The sequence below is a fragment of the Desulfopila sp. IMCC35006 genome, assembly GCF_005116645.1.
Lineage (GTDB): Bacteria > Desulfobacterota > Desulfobulbia > Desulfobulbales > Desulfocapsaceae > Desulforhopalus_A.
The window spans coordinates 112,659-130,783 of record NZ_SWCM01000011.1; the positions used below are offsets into that span (position 1 = coordinate 112,659).

Below are 18,125 nucleotides of genomic sequence, written 5' to 3' on the forward strand. Positions count from 1 at the left end.
TCCTTTAATGGATTGTTGAGTCGTAGTAGTCAGCGCCGCGGATGTTGCTGTGCTGCAAGGGCTTGCTGTTGTTTTCTTTATTTCTTAGAGGTTTTTGATCCAAGCCGTTTTTGAGTATCGATTCTATACTCCTGTAAGAGAGTGCATTGATCTGCAGAGCGCGGTCGCAGGCTGCTTCGAGTCTTTGTTCGCCATAGGATTTACCCAATCGTAGAATCCCCAACAGAGTCCTGTAGGCCTGCTGTGGATGTGTCCTTTGAACCAGAAGTGTTTCTGTGAGCACCCTTGTTTGCGGGCCGATTTTTGCCGCCCATCTGGTAAATCTTTCGGGAGTCCATTCCGAGTATTTCTGATGCTTTGGCGGCATATGTTCTCTGATCGTTGTGTGGCGGCCCCGGGACTGGTTGCGGAGATGGCTTGCTACCCGCTGATTTCGGTACAGACATTCCACCGAGGTCGTGGTGTAACGAACCTCCAGTTGCTTTTTTACCAGGGTGTATGGGACAGAGTAATAGTGGCCTTCCACCTCCACATGATAATCAAGGTGAACAGTGACCTTTTTCCAATATGCCATTTCGTAGGGTGTTGCGGGGAGTGGCCTCAGCGCCGGTTTGTCCATTTCAACAAAACGACTCTGCCTGCTGCCGGAAAGCTTCTTGAAAGGCTTGTTGTTGAGGATGTCCAACAGCCCCTTTATTGCTTGGTTGAGCTCTGCCAGGCTGAAGAAGGTATGCTTGCGGAGTCGTGCCAGAATCCAACGTTCTACCAGCAAGACGCCCGCTTCCGCTTTGGCCTTATCCCGTGGTTTTCTGACCCGGGCAGGGATGATCACTGTCTGGTAATGGTTGGCCAGGGCGTGGTATGTCGGGTTGATATCCGGTTCGTAGCGACAGACTCTGCTGACCCCGCTCTTCAAATTATCGGGAACCACCGCCTCCGTAACACCTCCATAGAAGGAAAACGCACGGACATGAGAACCTATCCAGTCTTCAATCTGTTGGCTCAACGTGGCTTCAGCGTAGGTGTAATTACTGGCACCCAGGACAGCGACGAAGATCTGTGCTTTATGTATCTCGCCGGTGTCCCCGTCAATTACATCGACTGTTTGTCCTGCATAGTGGACAAACATTTTCTCGCCCGCCCGGTGTTCATGGCGCATGACCACATCCAGCCTGGCGGCCCAGTCCCGATAATTATGGCAGTACCAGCTGTATTGATAGCCGTCCGGGTGTCGTTCTTTATATTCCTGCCACAACAGGTTTAAAGTTACGTGTTTGCGCGACTGTAATTCTTTATGAACTTCATGGAAATCAGGTAATAACCCTGAGCTGTTTCGCGGTGTCGGAGGCGGAAAAAGCAACTGCTCAAGAGCGGTGTCGCTCAGCCCTTCCGGAAGTGGCCAGGTGAAGCCTCCATTTCTTACTCGCTGGATATAATCGCTGACCGTGCTGCTGCCAATCCCGCAGCTCAATCCGATCTCGCGGTTGCTTCGATTCAACTCGTATTTGAGGCGCAATACCTCTCGTATCTTTCGCATAGATAACCTCTTGCCTGGCATGAATCTCTCCTTGATAAAATCATCATAAAAAGAGACTTTCTACCATTTGGTTTTATGCGTCGCTACTCTCCGAAATTGGTGGCCGGAATCATCTGGAAACCGTGGCCGGGATCGAATGGAATCGATGGCCGGAATGAAATGGAATCAGTGGCCGGGATCAAATGGAATGGGTGGCCGGAATGGAGTGGAATCACTGGCCGGGATCATCTGGAATATTCAATTGGATTTTACAATATGTCTATTTTTATAAGAAGAAACCCTCTGGATCGCCTATATGACAAATAAAAACTGAAGAACGAAACATTACCAATGGCACTATCCGTCAATTCAACAAAACAGGCGATTTACATTCACCGTCCATCAAGATAGTAATTAACTACTATCTTGCGGAGGTTCTATGAGTACCATTGTTAAGCATCTTCCGGCCGATGAGCGCAGGGAAGTAACCATTACACATGTAATCGAATTGGCAACAGAGCAGAATCCGACGGATACTACTAATGCTGCCATTGCCTTTCGGATGGGTTTAACCCAGGGTGCTCTGTTTCGACATTCCCACAACAAGGCGGCGATCCTCCAGGCGGTGATGAACTGAGTATCCACTGGACTGACGGCCAGAATAAGGCCAGACAGGGAGCGACATCCCCTCTTGACGCACTTGAGAAGCCATATTAATGGCCCATGTCGAGTTTGTCGCCAAGCATCCGGGGGGGGGGCAGGAGTGGATCCCGACCTCGACCCCGAGGAAGGCCACCATCCTGTTTATCGGCACGATTTAGGGACTGATACAATGAGGAGGAATCTATCATAGATACGCTACCTCATTGCTTTATGCCAAAGTTACAACGTGCTTCAATTCCCAGCCATCATTGCTGCCACATCTTCTTCGGGGGAGGAGATACTCTTTATATCAAACTGTTCTATCAGTTTTTTTGCTACATTTGGTGACAAAAACCCCGGAAGAGTTGGTCCGAGACGAATTCCCTTGACTCCTAATGAAAGCAATGCCAACAGGACCAGAACTGCTTTCTGTTCGTACCAAGCAATATCAAAAGAGAGAGGAAGTTCATTAATATCCTTGAGGCCAAAGGCTTTCTGAAGCTCTAAAGCTATCACTGCTAAGGAATACGAATCGTTGCATTGGCCGGCGTCAAGAATACGGGGAATACCACCAATGTCACCAAGATCCAGTTTCAGGTATTTATATTTTGCACATCCAGCCGTTAGGATAACGGCGTCTTTGGGTAATAGTTTGGCAACTTGTGTGTAATAGTCACGGGTCTTATGACGGCCATCGCAACCGGCCATGACCACGAACCGCTTGATCGCCCCAGATTTTACCGCATCTATAATCTTGTCTTTCAAGTCCATCACTTGGCTATGGCCGAATCCACCAACAATAGCCCCAGACTCGATCTGTTCGGGAGGTTTGCAGTTTTGGGCTGTTTCGATAATTTTCGAGAAATCTTTTGCTTTACCATCCTCGCGGTCGGGGATATGGACACAACCATCGAACCCGACAGCACCGGTAGTAAAGATTCGGTCCATATGCTCCGGTTTAGGAGGAACAATGCAGTTAGATGTGAAAAGAATTGGACCATTAAACGAGTCGAGGTCTTTTTTTTGCAGCCACCATGCATTGCCATAATTACCAACTAAATGACTGTATTGTTTAAGTTTAGGGTAATAATGGGCTGGTAACATTTCACTGTGGGTGTATATATCGATCCCTTTATCTTTGGTCTGCTCCAATAATTCATGGAGATCAACTAAGTCATGGCCCGTCACAAGAATGCCTGGATTATTACCAACGCCTAGATTAACAGTGGTCATTCCGCAGGTGCCGTAACCGTCATTATTTGCCTGATCAAGTAGGGCCATGGTCTCTACACCCATTTGTCCTGTTTTCAAGACCAAGGCCATGAGGTCATCTTTGGTTAATGCAGGATCAACCAGGGCGGCAAGACCTTCCATCAAAAACTCGAATATCTTACGGCTGTGTTTTTTCAGCTGGTAGGCATGTTCAGCATAGGCGCAAAGCCCTTTCAAACCGTACTGGATGGTAGCCTTAAGAGAACGTTCATCTTCATCAATTATTTCCAGCCACCCTCCGCTCCCACTTGCAGCTCTGGCAAGAAGATCGGTTTCATCGGTAAAGGTCCATGTTGCACATTCGGGAACTGTCTGTGCAAAGTCTTTGCCATGAGTTTCACTGTGGGCCTTTAAAACCCTATCCTTCAATTGCTCCCGAAGGGTAACACTCTGTTTGATAAAACCTATAAAATCACTCCTGCTAAAGTTTGCATTTGTTATTGTGGCAAACATACCTTTGTCGATAAAGAAAGCGATCTCCTCATCGTAAATATTAAACTCTTTCCCTTTAACACCCCAAACCGAGATCCCCTTGAGCGTCCAAATAAAGAGATCCTGAAGGTTGGCGATTTCTTCCTTTTTGCCGCAAACACCTTGGATGGTGCACCCGGTATTTTTTGCGGTTTCCTGACACTGATGACAGAACATAGACATGTTTTTCTCCTTCAATTTCAAAAAAATGATTGGTTAGATAAATGTAGCTCGTTGATTGATCGAATCTAGCCCATTCGGGGCTGAGTAACACCTTCTTTTCTATAGTTATCAGACTTTATAAATAAAATTGACATATATCAATTTTATTTATCACCCATATGATAATATGTGATTAACCTAAAGTAAGGTGACTTCTCAATCAATTAAGAAGAGTGAAATGGCTCAGGCTTTTGTGGTTTCTTTATGCCCAGGCACCTTTGAACAGGTAACGGGTATGACAAAGTCCGAGAAAGTAGTTTTTGGCGGGGCGCAATTGTGCAAATAAGAACATCAAATACCATACTATACTGCCAAAAATGGACGGAAACAGTTGCTTTCTATAGAGATGTGCTCAAACTCGATGTTCATTTCGCAAATGAGTGGTTTGTTGAGTTTTCTATAAATAATTGTGCAAGGTTAAGTATTGCAAACGAAGAAAACGCAACAATAAAGAGCTGTAACGGCAAAGGTATTACTGTTAGTTTTCAAGTAGATGATAATCAAAGTATGCATAATTACTTAATGGAATCGGGGGTCAGTCCAACCCCGACAAAGGTGCTTTGGGGATCAACAGTATTTTATATTTATGATCCTGAAGGCAATAGAATTGAAATTTGGTCGTAAGTGCTCGACAATGGTGACGGTGAGTGGGCCTCCTGGTATTTGTGACTAACAGGCAGCATCAATCCTCTGGATTATCGATGAGCTGAGAGGTGATTGAGTAAAAAATGCTCAACATGGAAAAAATCTCAACATGAATCAAAAGGTCAATTATGGATAAAGAAAAAAATAGCATCAGGATGCCGCTAAAGGCAATTCGTCTGGCAGTGCTCACTTCAACTGTCTGTTCTATTATCACCCTGAGTCATGCATCTGAAGTATACCTCTCGCCTAAACATTCGCCGAAACAACCTAATGAGCTGCACCTTTCTCATGATTTGCAAGAGGTCTTAAATCAGGAAATGAATGAGATTGAGAAAGGGATGATGGCAATCATCCCTGCAATTGCAGCCGGCAATTGGCAGTCAATTGCCGAATTGGCGCAAAAAATTAAAGATAGTTTTATTCTCAAACAAAAGCTTACCGAAGACCAGATGAAAGAACTTCATCATTCTTTGCCGACCGGATTTATTGCAATGGATCAAATCTTTCACGCAACCGCCGGGAAATTGGCCCATGCCGCTCATCGAGGCGATGGAGAACTTGTGAACTTTTATTTCTATAAGCTTCACAGTCAATGCATGAATTGCCACTCAAAATATGCATCCAAACGTTTTTCTAACTTAAAAAGCAGCCAACAGGCTGAGACAGATCATCATTAAAGACGATTAAATGCTCCACCAGCATCAATCGCTCACGGTCGTTTTTGTGACTTAGGAATGATTTAACACCAATTTCACCAGGCTTACTTGGGGGTCTTGTCCCTGAGGTAACTATAGAATTGTGCCCGATTACTCAATCAGGAGAAAGGATATGATTAAAGCCAATAATGGTAATAAGATAGAAGAAGTAACCTCCTCCCAAGATAATACATTCCTCAATCCAACACCCATGCTCGATGAGTTGGAAAACGGGCCTTGGCCCAGTTTTATTTCCGGTCTTAAAGAATTAGCCGAACGCACCAGAAAACCAATATTGAGAGGCCTGCTGGACCAGCTTGAGTACTCCTATCAGACCAAGACGGGCTACTGGCAGGGAAGTCTCGTGACGGTTCACGGTTATGGCAGTGGGGTTGTCGGTCGCCGCAGTATGATCAAGGATAAGATTCCAGAGGCTGCCGAGTTTCATACCTTCCGTGTACAACCCGCTCCCGGGTTGCACTACAACACGAAGATGTTACGTAATCTCTGCGATACCTGGGAAAAGCATGGTTCCGGATTAATTGCTCTGCATGGGCAGACCGGAGATATCATGCTGCAGGGAATTGAAGAGGCTAAAGTACAGGAATGTTTTGATGAGATTAACCAGGCAGGTTGGGATCTTGGCGGGGCAGGGGCAGCCATGCGGTCTGCTGCCTCGTGTGTTGGTCCCGCCCGATGTGAACATGCCTGTTATGACACTTTAAAGCTGCATTACAAAACAATAACCCATTTTGTCAGTGAAATTCACCGGCCACAATATAATTATAAATTCAAATTCAAATTTTCCGGATGCCCCAACGACTGCACCAACTCAATCTTTCGCTCTGATATGGCGGTCATCGGCATGTGGAGAGATGCGATCCAGGTGGATGCTGCTGCGGTACAAACCTGGATTGACAAAAACAGCATTGATTCCCTGGTGAATATTGTCATCAATAATTGTCCGACCCGCGCCATCTTATTGAAGAAAGGGACAATGGTCATCGATAACAAAAACTGTATCCATTGTATGCACTGCATAAACGTAATGCCCCAAGCCCTTTCTCCTGGAAAAGAACGAGGAGTGACCCTGCTCCTTGGCGGCAAAAACGTCCTGAAAGTAGGCACAATGGGTGGGACAATGATCGTGCCGTTCCTCAAGATGGAAACGGATGAAGATGTGGAGGACTTCATACACCTCAGTGAAACCATCATTGAATGGTGGAATGATAATGGTTTTGATCACGAGCGCATCGGAGAAACAATTGAACGAGTCGGGTTGAAGCAGTTTCTTGATGGCGTAGGTTTGGAAGCCTCGATCGATATGGTTACACAACCACGTAGTAATCCCTACTACAAATCTGAATATTGATGAGGATATAGAGGAGAAGACCATGAACAGCATAAGAACCTGGAAAACCATTGAATCAGGCCCTCGTGATTATCAGGAAGCTCTCCATCCTGTCGCAAAAAAAAATTATGGCAAATGGCACTACCACGAGATGCCCAAACCCGGAGTTTTAAAACATATTGCCGAAAGTGGTGATGTTCTTTTCACGGTCAGGGCCGGCACTCCGCGTCAGGATTCGGTCGATCTGATCAGACGGATGTGCGATATAGCAGATAAGTATGCAGATGGCTATCTTCGTTTTACCGTTCGTAATAATGTGGAATTCTTGACACCACATGAGGCAAACGTTGAGTTGTTGATCACAGAGCTTGCGGCAATCGGCCTTCCTGTCGGAGGAGCTGGTCCCTGCGTTTCTGCAATAGCTCACACACAGGGGTGGTTGCATTGTGATATTCCGGCAACCGATGCCTCGGGAGTGGTCAAGGCCCTCATGGACAACTTGATTGAAGATTTTAAGAATTGGCGGATGCCAAGCAAGGTGCGGCTTTCTACTTCCTGTTGCGCCATTAACTGTGGTGGCCAGGTAGACATTGCCATTGTTGTCAAACACACCCGCCCGCCCCGCATCAATCACGAGATCCTGGGAAATATATGTGAAATGCCCAAGGTTGTCGCTCGCTGTCCGGTTGCAGCAATACGACCGGAAGTTGTCAATGACAAACCATCTCTTATTGTCGACAATGATAAATGCATGTACTGCGGAGCCTGTTTTGGTGCCTGCCCGGCAATGGAAATTAATCATCCGGAACATTCAAAATTTGCGATCTGGGTGGGCGGCAAAAATTCCAATGCCCGTTCTAAACCCTCCGTTATGAGCCTGGTCGCTCATAATCTGCCTAATAATCCACCGCGCTGGCCGGAAGTCACAGAGGTTGTCGCTCAAATCTTAGCAGCTTTTAAAAAAGAGGGCCGGCCTTGGGAGCGAATGGGAGAGTGGATAGCGCGGGTCGGCTGGAAACATTTTTTTGAAACAACCGGGCTGGTTTTCGACAAGGATATGATAGACAGCTATCGTCATGCCAGAACCACATTTAACCAATCGGCACATATTCGTTTTTAGGAGCGGAACTATGCAAATAAATCCGAAAGAATCGAACTCTCTTCTTGATTCAGCATTAAACTATCATTTTCCTGAATACAGTGAAGAACAGGGGATAAAGAAAGTTGTTGCCTTTGGAGATCATAGCCACAAATGCCCCATCTATGTCAAGCAGACTCCTTCATGCACTGCGGGGTGCCCGGCCGGCAATGATATCCGCGCCTGGCTCACCCTGGTCCAGCATACCGAAAAAAGACATCGCAATTGGCAGGAATCATACGAATCAGCCTGGCATGAAGCAAGCAAGACCACACCGTTTCCTGCCGTCTGCGGTCGGGTCTGTCCTCACCCCTGTGAAATTAAATGTAACCGGAGCAAAAAAGATGATGGTGCCGTTAATATCAGTTCCTTTGAGCGTTTTATCGGGGACTACGGCATCAATGCCGGATTACGGCATAAAAAACTTACGGCAGAGATCAAGGACAAAAAAGTCGCGATAATAGGTGCCGGTCCCGCCGGTCTAAGCTGCGCCTTTCAGCTGGCACGACGCGGTTTTCCGGCAACCGTATTCGAGGCCTTTGCCGAACCGGGAGGAATGCTGCGATATGGCATCCCTGCCTATCGATTACCACGCAATATTCTGGATGGTGAGATTGAGGCCATTGTCGAGACTGGAGTAAATATCATCTGCAATACGGTTATTGGCATCGATAAATCCCTTGATGAACTGACAGCCGAGTTTGATAAAATTTTCATTGGTATCGGCGCTCATAAGGGAGTCCGGCTTGGGGTCGAGGGAGAAGATGCTCCCAACGTATTCAGCGCGGTGCGGTTTCTGAAGATGATTAACTCCGGTGAGCCGCTGCATCTGGGCTCCAGGGTGATTGTCGTTGGTGGTGGCCATAGCGCTCTCGTCATCGCCCGCGTCGCCCGGCGCCTCGGAGCAGAGGTCACGGTGTTATATCGGAGAACCATTGTTGAGATGCCTGCCACAGAGGAAGAAGTAAGCGAAGCGTTGGACGAAGGTATTGATATTCGATACCTGATCGCTCCAGTTGGCATCCGAACCGAAGATGACCGAGCTGTTGCGGTGCTGTGCACCCAAATGAGACTTGGAGAGCTCGACAACACCGGCCGGCGCCAGCCAATCCCTGTTGAAAATTCTCATATCGAAGTAGAGTGCACCGCTCTGATTCTGGCGATAAGTCAGCGCCCTGACTGGCAAGATGTCAAACGGTACGTCAGCACAAACGGCTGGCTCAAACCTGACGAAAATTGGTCCATCGATGAATCCATTTATGCAGGTGGCGACGTTATAAGCCCTGATCGGGTAACTACTGCCATCGGCCATGGCCGCCTGGCAGCAGAACGAATAGCAGCTCGACTGGAAGGCATACCTTTCCAGGCACCGAGGTACTCGGAGATCATCACCGAAGAAAAATTGCGCCTCACCTATTACGAAAAGAGAGAACGCAATGAACGTCGATGGATGCCTGTAAACAATCGCTTCACCGGTACCATTGATCTGGAGATTGATTTTGGCATAACTGAGGAGCAGTTCCGTGCAGAAGCTTTGCGCTGTATGAGCTGTGGCCTGTGCTTTGAATGTGACCAGTGCAGGATATTCTGTCCCCAGGAAGCGATTTCAGGATTTCCTGGCAATCCGGTTGGACAGGTTATGTATACAGACTATACAAAGTGTATTGGCTGCCACATCTGCGCCCTGACATGTCCCTGTGGTTACATCCAGATGGGGATGGGAGAAGGGCTTTAATGGCGGTGATAGAATTCCAAGTTTTCTAATTTTGAGTGGGGAAATCTGAGTAAATCGCTTACTTTGATGATTGGTTTCATCTCCTGGCAGGGCATACCAATCCTCATCTGCCATATGCATATCCAATTCAGGCAATCCGAGATGCTTGCCTTTTGGTGTGGGAAACATTAATTGGAAAAAAACGCTTTTTATATATGGACGCTCACTCCTACAATTTTTCCACCAGTAGCTAAAGCGCTTTCAGTAAGCTGCTTCATAAGTCCGGTACAAGAACCGCCATCGCCTTAGACACAGGGTAGGTCACATATAGCCAATTCGCGCACCAACGCACCAGCTGTTTCCATATAAGTTGGATGGTTACCGACGCTTGATCCAAGAAAAACACATATTGAATTCACAACGCTCCTTCTAAAACCCTCCTGGCAAGATCGTCAACGGCGGGACACCACTATCCGTCGTGGGCTGCCTTGACCTTCTCCCGGTCGATGGAGCCGTCGGCCTTTTTGGGCAGCGAGTCGACGAAATCGACGTACCGGGGCTTTTTGTACCGGGCGATGCGGGAGGCGACGAAGGCCATCAGATCTTCGGGGGTCAAGGTGCTGTCTTCCGACAGCACGCAGACGGCCTTGATCCCCTCACCGAATTTGGGGTCCGGTACGCCGATCACCGAGACCTCGCGGACGTCCGGGTGCTCAATAACCACGGCCTCTACCTCCGCCGGGTAGACATTATAACCGCCAGGCTGGATGAGCTCCTTTTCCGGTTTCCGCCCCTTGAACCAGAGGAAGCCGTCCTCATCCAGGCGGCCAGTGTCGCCAGTGTGGTGCCACCCGTCCCTGAAGATCTTTTCGGTAAGTTCAGGCTGATTCCAGAAGCCCTGGAACACCAAGGGGCCCCGGACGAGGATCTCCCCCACCTCATCCGGGGCGACATCTTTGCCGGCATCGTCCACCAATCGGACCTTCGTGAGCAGCCCGACTCGGCCGGCTGATCCTGGGCGCTCCATGGCCGGCGAAAAGCTAACCAGGCCGGAGGTCTCGGTCTGCCCGTAGAGGATCCAGAACACGGCGCCGGTCCTCTCTTCGAAAGCGCGGATGTTGTCCGGTCCGTCAAGTCCCATGACGTGCCGGAGGGAAGAAATGTCCCGACCGTCCTTGCCCACGGCCTCGGTGAGTCGGGTGAGCATGGGCGGGAAGCTGCCCCATACCGACACATGCTCCCGCTCGGTTTCCGCCAGGGCCTGGTTCTCGTCGAATTTCTCGATAACCACGTTTTTGCCGCCCACATGCATGACCGAAAGGGAGAGGTTCATCCCGGTCATGTGGAAGATAGGCAGCATGTTGAGATAGGCGTCCTTGGACGTTAGCCCCATGGTCGCGGCGGTCTCCATGTTGCCGCAAATGATGTTGCCGTGGCTCAGTACGGCCCCCCGGGGATGGCCGTCCACTGCAGCCGTGTATAACAGGCAGAACGGATCGTTCTCTGAAAGCGAGGTTTCGGCCAGAGGAACATCCACCGCCATGGCGTTCATGTCGGGGCTCCGGCCGTCGGGCGGATTCCAGAAAATCGTCTGGATTCCGCCAGCCGTGCCGGTCAGGGTTTCGGCCTTTTCGGCATAGTTGCCGTCGGATATGAGGACTCGGGACCCGGAATCGATCAGGATGAAGGTCAACTCCTCGTCCGAGAGGCGCCAGTTGAGGGGGACGACGATGGCCCCGATAGCCGACACCGCGCCGAACACCGTAAAGTAACGGTGATCGTTCTTGGCCAGGACCGCCACCCGGTCCCCTTTGCCAATACCCTTGCCGGCTAAGGTAGCGGCGAATGCATTCGAATCCCGGAGAAGTGCTTCAAAACTGAGCCTGAGGTCACCTGCGACCACGGCGGTCCGATCCTTGTAGAGGTGGGCGTTTCGGCGGTACATATCGTAGATGGAAAAGCTGCGCATACACATCCTCCTTGGTTTTTCGTCCAAAAACCCCTCACTAAATAAGAATTAACTGATCCCTTACAGCAACGGAACATATCAATGAAAATGAGACATCATTACGACTAATTTAGACTCACTCGGGGACTGGTAACGATTCGTTCAAATATTGCAGTTGAAAATTTATAGAATCATGCCGATGATATCAATCATCGCTGAGAGGAACACGTTTATTGCCATAATTTACTTCAATATAAGGCTTATTTTCATTAAGATCATATTTTCCGATCCTATTTACATGACCAATACGAAATGGGCCGAGGCAAGGCTGGATTTCAGAGGTGATAATGTAACCTTCTGCAGTGAGATCCTCCAAGATACTTATCTGATTATAATCATTCATGAATCCCTTTCTGCCAGGCTAGGACGGGCTGGAAAATTAGGTTAAAAATTGAGACCGGGCAATCCTCCGTTGGTGTACTGATTCCCCTCTCGCGGTGTGAAACATCAACCCACCGTGAGAATTTTCAGGACACAGGTCCAACGTAGAGCAATTCATTGGTTCCTGAATTGGACCCTGTTACAACCGCGGGCCTGCCTCGGCGCGCAGGTCGGCATACTCCCTGTTCTTTTCCATGTAAGTGGCGACATAGGAACACTGGGCCACCACCTTTTTGCCCTGGCGGCGTGCATCGTCGAGCGCACATTTGGCCAATCGGGCGGCCACGTTTTGACCCCGCAATTCATTGGGTACAAAGGTATGAGTGAAAACCAGCAGTTTTTCTCCTTGTTCCACATAATCAAGCAGGGCTACCTTACCCTCAATGATCAACTCAAAGCGTTTCATCAGTTCATTTTTTAGCGGTTGATTTTCCATGGTATTCCCCTCCGGGTGCCCGATTTGTTCTTTTTTTGTTAGGACATTTAGCACTTCGTCAGCCCCAGTTTTTTGTCCAATGGTAGATATTGGGTATGCGGCCTCCATAAGCATGTGCATTTTGAGAAGAATATCCTCTTTCCAAAAGCGTTACAACTACAGATAAGATCCAGAAAGAATGAATAACCCTCCAGATAAACAGCGAGGTGGATAATCAATTCGTCCGAGACCAAGCAACCCGATAACCAAGCCTCTCGTCTGGCAATAAATTATTGTGAGTCCAGAAGATTAGCCACACTTCATAAGTGTTGATCTATTGATGCAAATATCCTATATCTAAATACAACCGACTTAATCAAGATCATTAACCGTGAAACACAGACACAGCCTATAGCTTAAAAAAAGAACATGGTTCTATAGTTTTCCGTGTCTGAACGTTTTGCCTTCTCTTAAGGGAGGTTGTGATGTCTGGAAGAGATTTCATGAAGCGGTTTCGCTTTTTTCGCCCCCGGGGCACCGAGGCTGACTGTCTGGAAGAGAAAATTTCCGACGGTTGGGCGGAAAAACGATGTGGTCAGCGGGAATGGGAACATTTTTATCGTGACCGGTGGCAGTATGATAAAAAGGTGCGGTCCACCCACGGCGTCAACTGTACCGGCTCCTGCTCGTGGGACGTTTACGTTAAAAACGGGATCATCGTCTGGGAAACCCAGGCCACCGATTATCCAGCCTGCGGCGAGGGTTTTCCTAACCACGAACCCAGAGGCTGTCCTCGCGGCTCCACTTTTTCCTGGTACACCTACAGTCCGGTCCGCATCAAATATCCCCTTATCCGCTCGTCTCTTTTGGAACTCTGGCGGGAATCCTTAGCCACCCATGGCGATGCCGTCAAGGCCTGGCGCGATATTGCCGGCAATCCGGAAAAACGCGGCCGGTACCAGCGCGACCGGGGCAAAGGCGGATTGGTCCGCCTGTCATGGGATGAAGCGACAACGATCACCGCCGCTTCTCTGGTCCATACCATCCAGCGCTACGGTCCCGACCGGATCTTCGGTTTCACCCCTATCCCGGCGATGTCCATGGTTGCCTATGCCGCAGGGACCAGGTTTCTCTCCTTGATTGGCGGCTCCGCCATCAGTTTTTACGACTGGTACGCAGACCTCCCGCCGGCCTCCCCCCAGATCTGGGGGGAGCAGACGGACGTGCCGGAGAGCGCCGACTGGTATGAGTCAACCTATATGATTGTCTGGGGGACCAATCTGCCCATGACCAGAACCCCGGACGCCCATTTCTTCACCGAGGCAAGGTATCGCGGGGCGAAAGTGACGGCGGTGGCCCCGGATTACGCCGAATATGTCAAGTTCGCCGACAGCTGGCTGCCGGCCCGGGCGGGCACCGACGCGGCTTTGGCCATGGCCATGACCCACGTGATCGTCAAGGAATTCTATATTGATACCCCCACCGCCTACTTTATCGATTATGCCAAACGCTTTACGGATCTGCCCTTTGCTGTTGTTCTTCAACCAGCAGGCGACAGTTTGGTCTCGGGTCGGTTTCTGACCGCTGCCGATCTGGGAACGGAGGCAACCAATCCGCGCTGGAAAACCGTTTTCTTCGATAGCACAACCGCAAGCTGGGTAGTCCCCAACGGCAGCATCGGCTTTCGCTGGGACGAGGCCGCCGGCCACTGGAATCTTCATCTGCAGGATTCCCAGAACGATGCCGTGGTAGATCCACTGCTCAGCTATGCCGGCGATAGTGACAGCTGGCGGACGGTCACCCTGCCTTTTTTCGACGATAAAGGACCCGCAACGAAAAACGGCCGAGTACCGGTCAAAACGATCAAAACAGCCGCAGGTGATATTCTCGTCACCACGGTATTTGACCTGATGACCGCCCAGTTGGGGATAGCCCGCCAGGAGGACGATGGCCGCAGGCAAGACAACTCGGTGCATTACCCAACCAGCTATGACGACCCCCAACCCTTCACGCCGGCATGGCAGCAGGCAATAACCGGTGTCCCACCGAAGGACGTCATCCAGGTAGCGCGGGAATTCGCCGAAAATGCTGACAAGACCCACGGTAAGTCCATGATCTTCTTAGGTGCCGGGACCAATCACTGGTATCACAGCGATATGATCTACCGGGCTATCGTCAACCTGACCACCCTCTGCGGCTGTCAAGGCGTCAACGGCGGAGGCTGGGCCCATTATGTGGGCCAGGAGAAGGTGCGGCCCCAGGCCGGCTGGTCCCAGCTTGCCTTCGCTCTTGACTGGACACGCCCTCCACGCCAGCAGAACGGTACATCGTTCTACTACTTCGCCACCGACCAGTGGCGTTATGATGACCTCAACGCCGAAACCCTTCTCTGGCCCATGGCCGGTGGCGATTCCCCACGGCACATGGCGGATTACAATGCTGTGGCCGTCCGACTCGGCTGGCTGCCATCCTACCCCCAATTCAATCGCAACCCCTTGGATATCTGCCGGGAGGCGGTGGAAAAAGGTGCGGCCACGGACAAGGATATTATCGCCCATGCCGTCGAACAGCTGAAAAACGGCTCGCTTCGCTTTGCCGTGGAGGACCCTGACCACCCGGATAATTTTCCCAGGGTACTCTTTCTCTGGCGGGCTAATCTGCTTGGGGCCAGCAGCAAGGGCCATGAATATTTTCTCAAACATCTGCTGGGCGTTGACAACGCTGTCCAAAACGCCGAGAGTGCGCTCCGTCCCGAGGAGATCACCTTGCGGGACCCGGCCCCCGAAGGAAAACTCGACCTTCTCGTCACCCTGGAACTGCGTATGTCCACCAGCGCCATGTACTCCGACATCGTGTTGCCGGCAGCGGGCTGGTACGAGATGCACGATCTGAGTACCACCGACATGCACCCCTTCATCCATCCGTTCAACCCGGCGGTGGACCCGCCATGGGAGGCGAAAACCAGTTGGGACCAGTTCAGCGCGATCGCCGAAAAATTTTCCGAATTGGCTGCAGTCCACTTGGGGGAGATGAAGGATCTCGTCGCGACTCCACTCCTCCACGACAGTCCGGGTGAGATTGGGCAGTCGGCAATCCTTGACTGGCGCAAGGGTGAAACTGAGCCGATACCCGGGCGGACCATGCCCCAGCTATCGGTGATCACCAGGGATTTCCCCAATGCCTATAAAATGATGACGGCATTGGGGCCTTTGGTCCATCAGGTAGGGGTGGGCTCAAAGGGCGTCGCCTGGTCCGGTAAAGAGGAGTATGCAGAGCTTGCCACCGAACTCGGTACAGTGACGGCCCCCGGTAAGAGCTATGGGATGCCGTCACTTATCAACGGTAAACAGGCCGCCCAGACCATCTTGAAGCTGGCACCCGAGACCAATGGCGAGACCGCATTTAAATCCTGGGCCGGGGTTGAGAAAAAGTCCGGTCTGTCCCTTACCCATCTGAGCGCCGGCCGCCGTGACGAAAAGATATCGTTTAACGATATCACCGCCCAGCCGCGAAAAATCATCACCTCACCGGTGTGGAGCGGTATCGAATCGGAGACCCGGCGCTATTCGCCCTTTGTGATCAATATCGAGGAAAAAGTGCCTTTCAGGACGCTGACAGGTCGAGCTCAGTTCTATCTTGACCACCCCTGGATGCTCAATTTCGGCGAGGGACTCCCCTTGTACCGGCCGCCTCTTCATCTGCCGCTGAACAATAGTCCCTATAGCGTTGTAGAAGCACTTGCCAAAATAAAGCCGGGCGTAACAGAGGATGGGCGAAAGAGTCTGGCCCTCAGCTACCTGACCCCCCACTCCAAGTGGTCCATCCACAGCACCTATTCCGATACCCTGATTCTACTCACCCTGTTTCGGGGTGGCGAGGCCATCTGGATCAGCGATGTCGACGCCCGGACTCTCGAAGTAAAAGACAATGAATGGCTCGAGTGCTTCAATGAAAACGGAGTGGTCATGGCCAAGGCCGTGGTCAGCCACCGGATTCCTCCCGGCGCGGCTTTCATGTATCATGCCCAGGAGCGTCTCATCAATACCCCGGGTTCCCCGCTCTCCAAACAGCGGGGCGGCACCCACAACAGCGTAACCCGAATTATGGTAAAACCGACGCATATGATCGGCGGCTACGCCCAACTCAGCTACGGCTTCAACTATTACGGTCCGGTCGGGTCCCAGCGGGATGAGGTGATCGTGGTACGTAAAGCCGGGGAGGTGGATTGGTATGAAGATTAAAGTCCAGATGTCCATGGTGCTCAACCTGGACAAATGTATCGGCTGCCATACCTGCAGTATCCCGTGTAAAAATGTCTGGACCACCCGCAAGGGCGCCGAATACATGTGGTTCAACAACGTGGAAACCAAGCCCGGTATCGGCTATCCCCGTGAGTGGGAGAACCAGTCAAAGCACAAGGGCGGCTGGGTTATGGACGGAGGCGAACTGCGTCTGAAGGGTGGTGGACGTCTGCAGAAGGTCGCCCGTGTTTTTCACAATCCTGATCTGCCTGTCATTGACGACTATTACGAGCCATGGGATTATGACTACGCGAGCCTCATTACCGCACCTCATAAAAACCACCAACCTTCAATCCGCCCGAAATCCCAGGTGACCGGAGAACCCATGCAGATTAAATGGGGGCCCAACTGGGACGACGACCTTGCCGGCGTCTGCGAGACGGGTGCCCGGGATGTCAACTTCAGCGGTCTTGATCACGCCATCTATCTTTCTTTTAAGCAGGTCTTCATGTTCTACCTGCCCCGCTTGTGTGAGCATTGCCTCAACCCCGCCTGTGTCGCCTCGTGCCCCTCCGGAGCGATGTATAAAAGGGACGAGGACGGCATTGTTCTCGTCGACCAGGAACGGTGTCGGGGATGGCGCTACTGCGTATCGGGCTGCCCCTACAAGAAGGTCTACTTCAACTGGAAAACGCATCGGTCAGAGAAATGCATCTTCTGTTATCCCCGGCTCGAGGCAGGACTCACAACCCTCTGTGCCCATAGCTGCGTAGGCCGCATCCGCTATGTCGGGGTGGTTCTTTATGATGCCGACCGCATCCATGAAGCGGCATCGGCCAAAACCGACAAGGAAGTGTATCCGGCTCATCTGGATCTCTTTCTCGACCCATCGGATCCGGAGACAATCGCTGCGGCGGCAAACCAGGGCATCCCCGAGCATGTGATGGCAGCTGCCCGTCGTTCGCCGATTTATACGCTGGCCAAGACCTGGCAACTGGCCCTGCCGCTGCACCCGGAATTCAGGACCCTGCCCATGGTCTGGTATATTCCACCGCTGAGTCCGGTCGAAGCACTGGCGGGGAACGAGGATATCAGGACGGCTGTCGACAACCTCAGGATCCCGGTAAAATATCTGGCCAATCTGCTCACTGCCGGAGACGAAGAGCCTGTTCGTCTGGCCCTGAAACGGCTGGCCGCAGTCCGGGCGTATATGCGCTCGGTGCGGGTGGAAAAAAAACCAGACGACACCATCGCGGCCTCCGTCGGTCTTGATTCTGCAACTCTCTTGAAAATGTATGATCTTCTCGCTATCGCTAAACTCGAGGATCGATTTGTGGTCCCTACGGCTACACACTTGGAAAATAACCCACTGCATACCATCAAGGGCTGCGCAGGATTTCCCGACTACCGGTGA

Annotated in this window: 13 protein-coding genes; 8 read left to right on the forward strand and 5 right to left on the reverse strand. The window is 50.9% G+C overall.

Annotated features, from left to right (window positions below):
• Nucleotides 1-4 precede the first annotated feature (4 nt).
• Nucleotides 5-1,558: an IS21 family transposase gene (istA, locus tag FCL47_RS17515; RefSeq protein ID WP_136814829.1), complete on the reverse strand. Its 1,554-nt coding sequence runs from the start codon at nt 1,556-1,558 to the stop codon at nt 5-7.
• Nucleotides 1,559-1,955: 397 nt separating this feature from the next.
• Here istA and FCL47_RS25160 point away from each other — a divergent pair, with 397 nt between their 5' ends.
• Nucleotides 1,956-2,153, forward strand: coding sequence for a TetR family transcriptional regulator (locus FCL47_RS25160; protein WP_240744288.1), 198 nt, complete (start codon nt 1,956-1,958; stop codon nt 2,151-2,153).
• A 257-nt stretch (nt 2,154-2,410) separates the two neighbouring features.
• Here FCL47_RS25160 and hcp read toward each other — a convergent pair whose 3' ends face one another.
• Nucleotides 2,411-4,084 carry a hydroxylamine reductase gene (hcp, locus tag FCL47_RS17525; RefSeq protein WP_136814830.1) on the reverse strand — a complete coding sequence of 558 codons (1,674 nt, stop codon included), beginning with the start codon at nt 4,082-4,084 and terminating at the stop codon, nt 2,411-2,413.
• A gap of 315 nt (nt 4,085-4,399) precedes the next feature.
• Here hcp and FCL47_RS17530 point away from each other — a divergent pair, with 315 nt between their 5' ends.
• The 5 genes from FCL47_RS17530 to FCL47_RS17550 all read left to right on the forward strand — a co-directional run bounded on the left by FCL47_RS17530 (nt 4,400) and on the right by FCL47_RS17550 (nt 9,687).
• Nucleotides 4,400-4,747: a VOC family protein gene (locus FCL47_RS17530; protein WP_136814831.1), complete on the forward strand. Its 348-nt coding sequence runs from the start codon at nt 4,400-4,402 to the stop codon at nt 4,745-4,747.
• A gap of 149 nt (nt 4,748-4,896) precedes the next feature.
• Nucleotides 4,897-5,445 (forward strand): cytochrome c, encoded by a 549-nt coding sequence (locus FCL47_RS17535; protein WP_136814832.1) that lies wholly within the window; start codon nt 4,897-4,899, stop codon nt 5,443-5,445.
• A 151-nt stretch (nt 5,446-5,596) separates the two neighbouring features.
• Nucleotides 5,597-6,835: a dissimilatory-type sulfite reductase subunit alpha gene (gene dsrA, locus FCL47_RS17540; protein ID WP_136814833.1), complete on the forward strand. Its 1,239-nt coding sequence runs from the start codon at nt 5,597-5,599 to the stop codon at nt 6,833-6,835.
• Between the two features lie 22 nt (nt 6,836-6,857).
• Nucleotides 6,858-7,934: a dissimilatory-type sulfite reductase subunit beta gene (gene dsrB, locus FCL47_RS17545; RefSeq protein ID WP_136814834.1), complete on the forward strand. Its 1,077-nt coding sequence runs from the start codon at nt 6,858-6,860 to the stop codon at nt 7,932-7,934.
• Nucleotides 7,935-7,944: 10 nt separating this feature from the next.
• Complete coding sequence (locus FCL47_RS17550; protein WP_167496548.1) at nt 7,945-9,687, forward strand: NAD(P)-binding protein; 1,743 nt, start codon at nt 7,945-7,947, stop codon at nt 9,685-9,687.
• A gap of 448 nt (nt 9,688-10,135) precedes the next feature.
• On the opposite strand, the gene FCL47_RS17555 is transcribed toward FCL47_RS17550, so the two are convergent.
• The 3 genes from FCL47_RS17555 to FCL47_RS17565 form a co-directional block, all read right to left on the reverse strand.
• Nucleotides 10,136-11,635: an AMP-binding protein gene (locus FCL47_RS17555; RefSeq protein ID WP_136814836.1), complete on the reverse strand. Its 1,500-nt coding sequence runs from the start codon at nt 11,633-11,635 to the stop codon at nt 10,136-10,138.
• A 184-nt stretch (nt 11,636-11,819) separates the two neighbouring features.
• On the reverse strand, nt 11,820-12,017 hold the full coding sequence (locus tag FCL47_RS17560) for a hypothetical protein (RefSeq protein ID WP_136814837.1): 198 nt from the start codon (nt 12,015-12,017) through the stop codon (nt 11,820-11,822).
• A 177-nt stretch (nt 12,018-12,194) separates the two neighbouring features.
• Complete coding sequence (locus tag FCL47_RS17565) at nt 12,195-12,491, reverse strand: GNAT family N-acetyltransferase (protein ID WP_136814838.1); 297 nt, start codon at nt 12,489-12,491, stop codon at nt 12,195-12,197.
• A gap of 464 nt (nt 12,492-12,955) precedes the next feature.
• On the opposite strand from FCL47_RS17565, the gene FCL47_RS17570 reads away from it, so the two are divergent.
• Together FCL47_RS17570 and narH are read left to right on the forward strand one after the other, a co-directional pair.
• Nucleotides 12,956-16,711, forward strand: a complete 3,756-nt coding sequence (locus FCL47_RS17570; protein ID WP_136814839.1) for a nitrate reductase subunit alpha — start codon at nt 12,956-12,958, stop codon at nt 16,709-16,711.
• Nucleotides 16,701-18,125 (forward strand): nitrate reductase subunit beta, encoded by a 1,425-nt coding sequence (gene narH, locus FCL47_RS17575; protein ID WP_136814840.1) that lies wholly within the window; start codon nt 16,701-16,703, stop codon nt 18,123-18,125. Before FCL47_RS17570 ends, narH begins: the two co-directional genes overlap by 11 nt.

Coding starts and splice junctions, on each gene's coding strand:
- FCL47_RS17565 (WP_136814838.1), bottom strand. CDS start 12,491: ATGGAAAATCAACCGCTAAAAAATGAACTGATGAAACGCTTTGAGTTG.
- FCL47_RS17570 (WP_136814839.1), top strand. CDS start 12,956: ATGTCTGGAAGAGATTTCATGAAGCGGTTTCGCTTTTTTCGCCCCCGG.
- FCL47_RS17560 (WP_136814837.1), bottom strand. CDS start 12,017: ATGAATGATTATAATCAGATAAGTATCTTGGAGGATCTCACTGCAGAA.
- dsrB (WP_136814834.1), top strand. CDS start 6,858: ATGAACAGCATAAGAACCTGGAAAACCATTGAATCAGGCCCTCGTGAT.
- hcp (WP_136814830.1), bottom strand. CDS start 4,084: ATGTCTATGTTCTGTCATCAGTGTCAGGAAACCGCAAAAAATACCGGG.
- FCL47_RS25160 (WP_240744288.1), top strand. CDS start 1,956: ATGAGTACCATTGTTAAGCATCTTCCGGCCGATGAGCGCAGGGAAGTA.
- istA (WP_136814829.1), bottom strand. CDS start 1,558: ATGCCAGGCAAGAGGTTATCTATGCGAAAGATACGAGAGGTATTGCGC.
- dsrA (WP_136814833.1), top strand. CDS start 5,597: ATGATTAAAGCCAATAATGGTAATAAGATAGAAGAAGTAACCTCCTCC.
- FCL47_RS17555 (WP_136814836.1), bottom strand. CDS start 11,635: ATGCGCAGCTTTTCCATCTACGATATGTACCGCCGAAACGCCCACCTC.
- FCL47_RS17535 (WP_136814832.1), top strand. CDS start 4,897: ATGGATAAAGAAAAAAATAGCATCAGGATGCCGCTAAAGGCAATTCGT.
- narH (WP_136814840.1), top strand. CDS start 16,701: ATGAAGATTAAAGTCCAGATGTCCATGGTGCTCAACCTGGACAAATGT.
- FCL47_RS17550 (WP_167496548.1), top strand. CDS start 7,945: ATGCAAATAAATCCGAAAGAATCGAACTCTCTTCTTGATTCAGCATTA.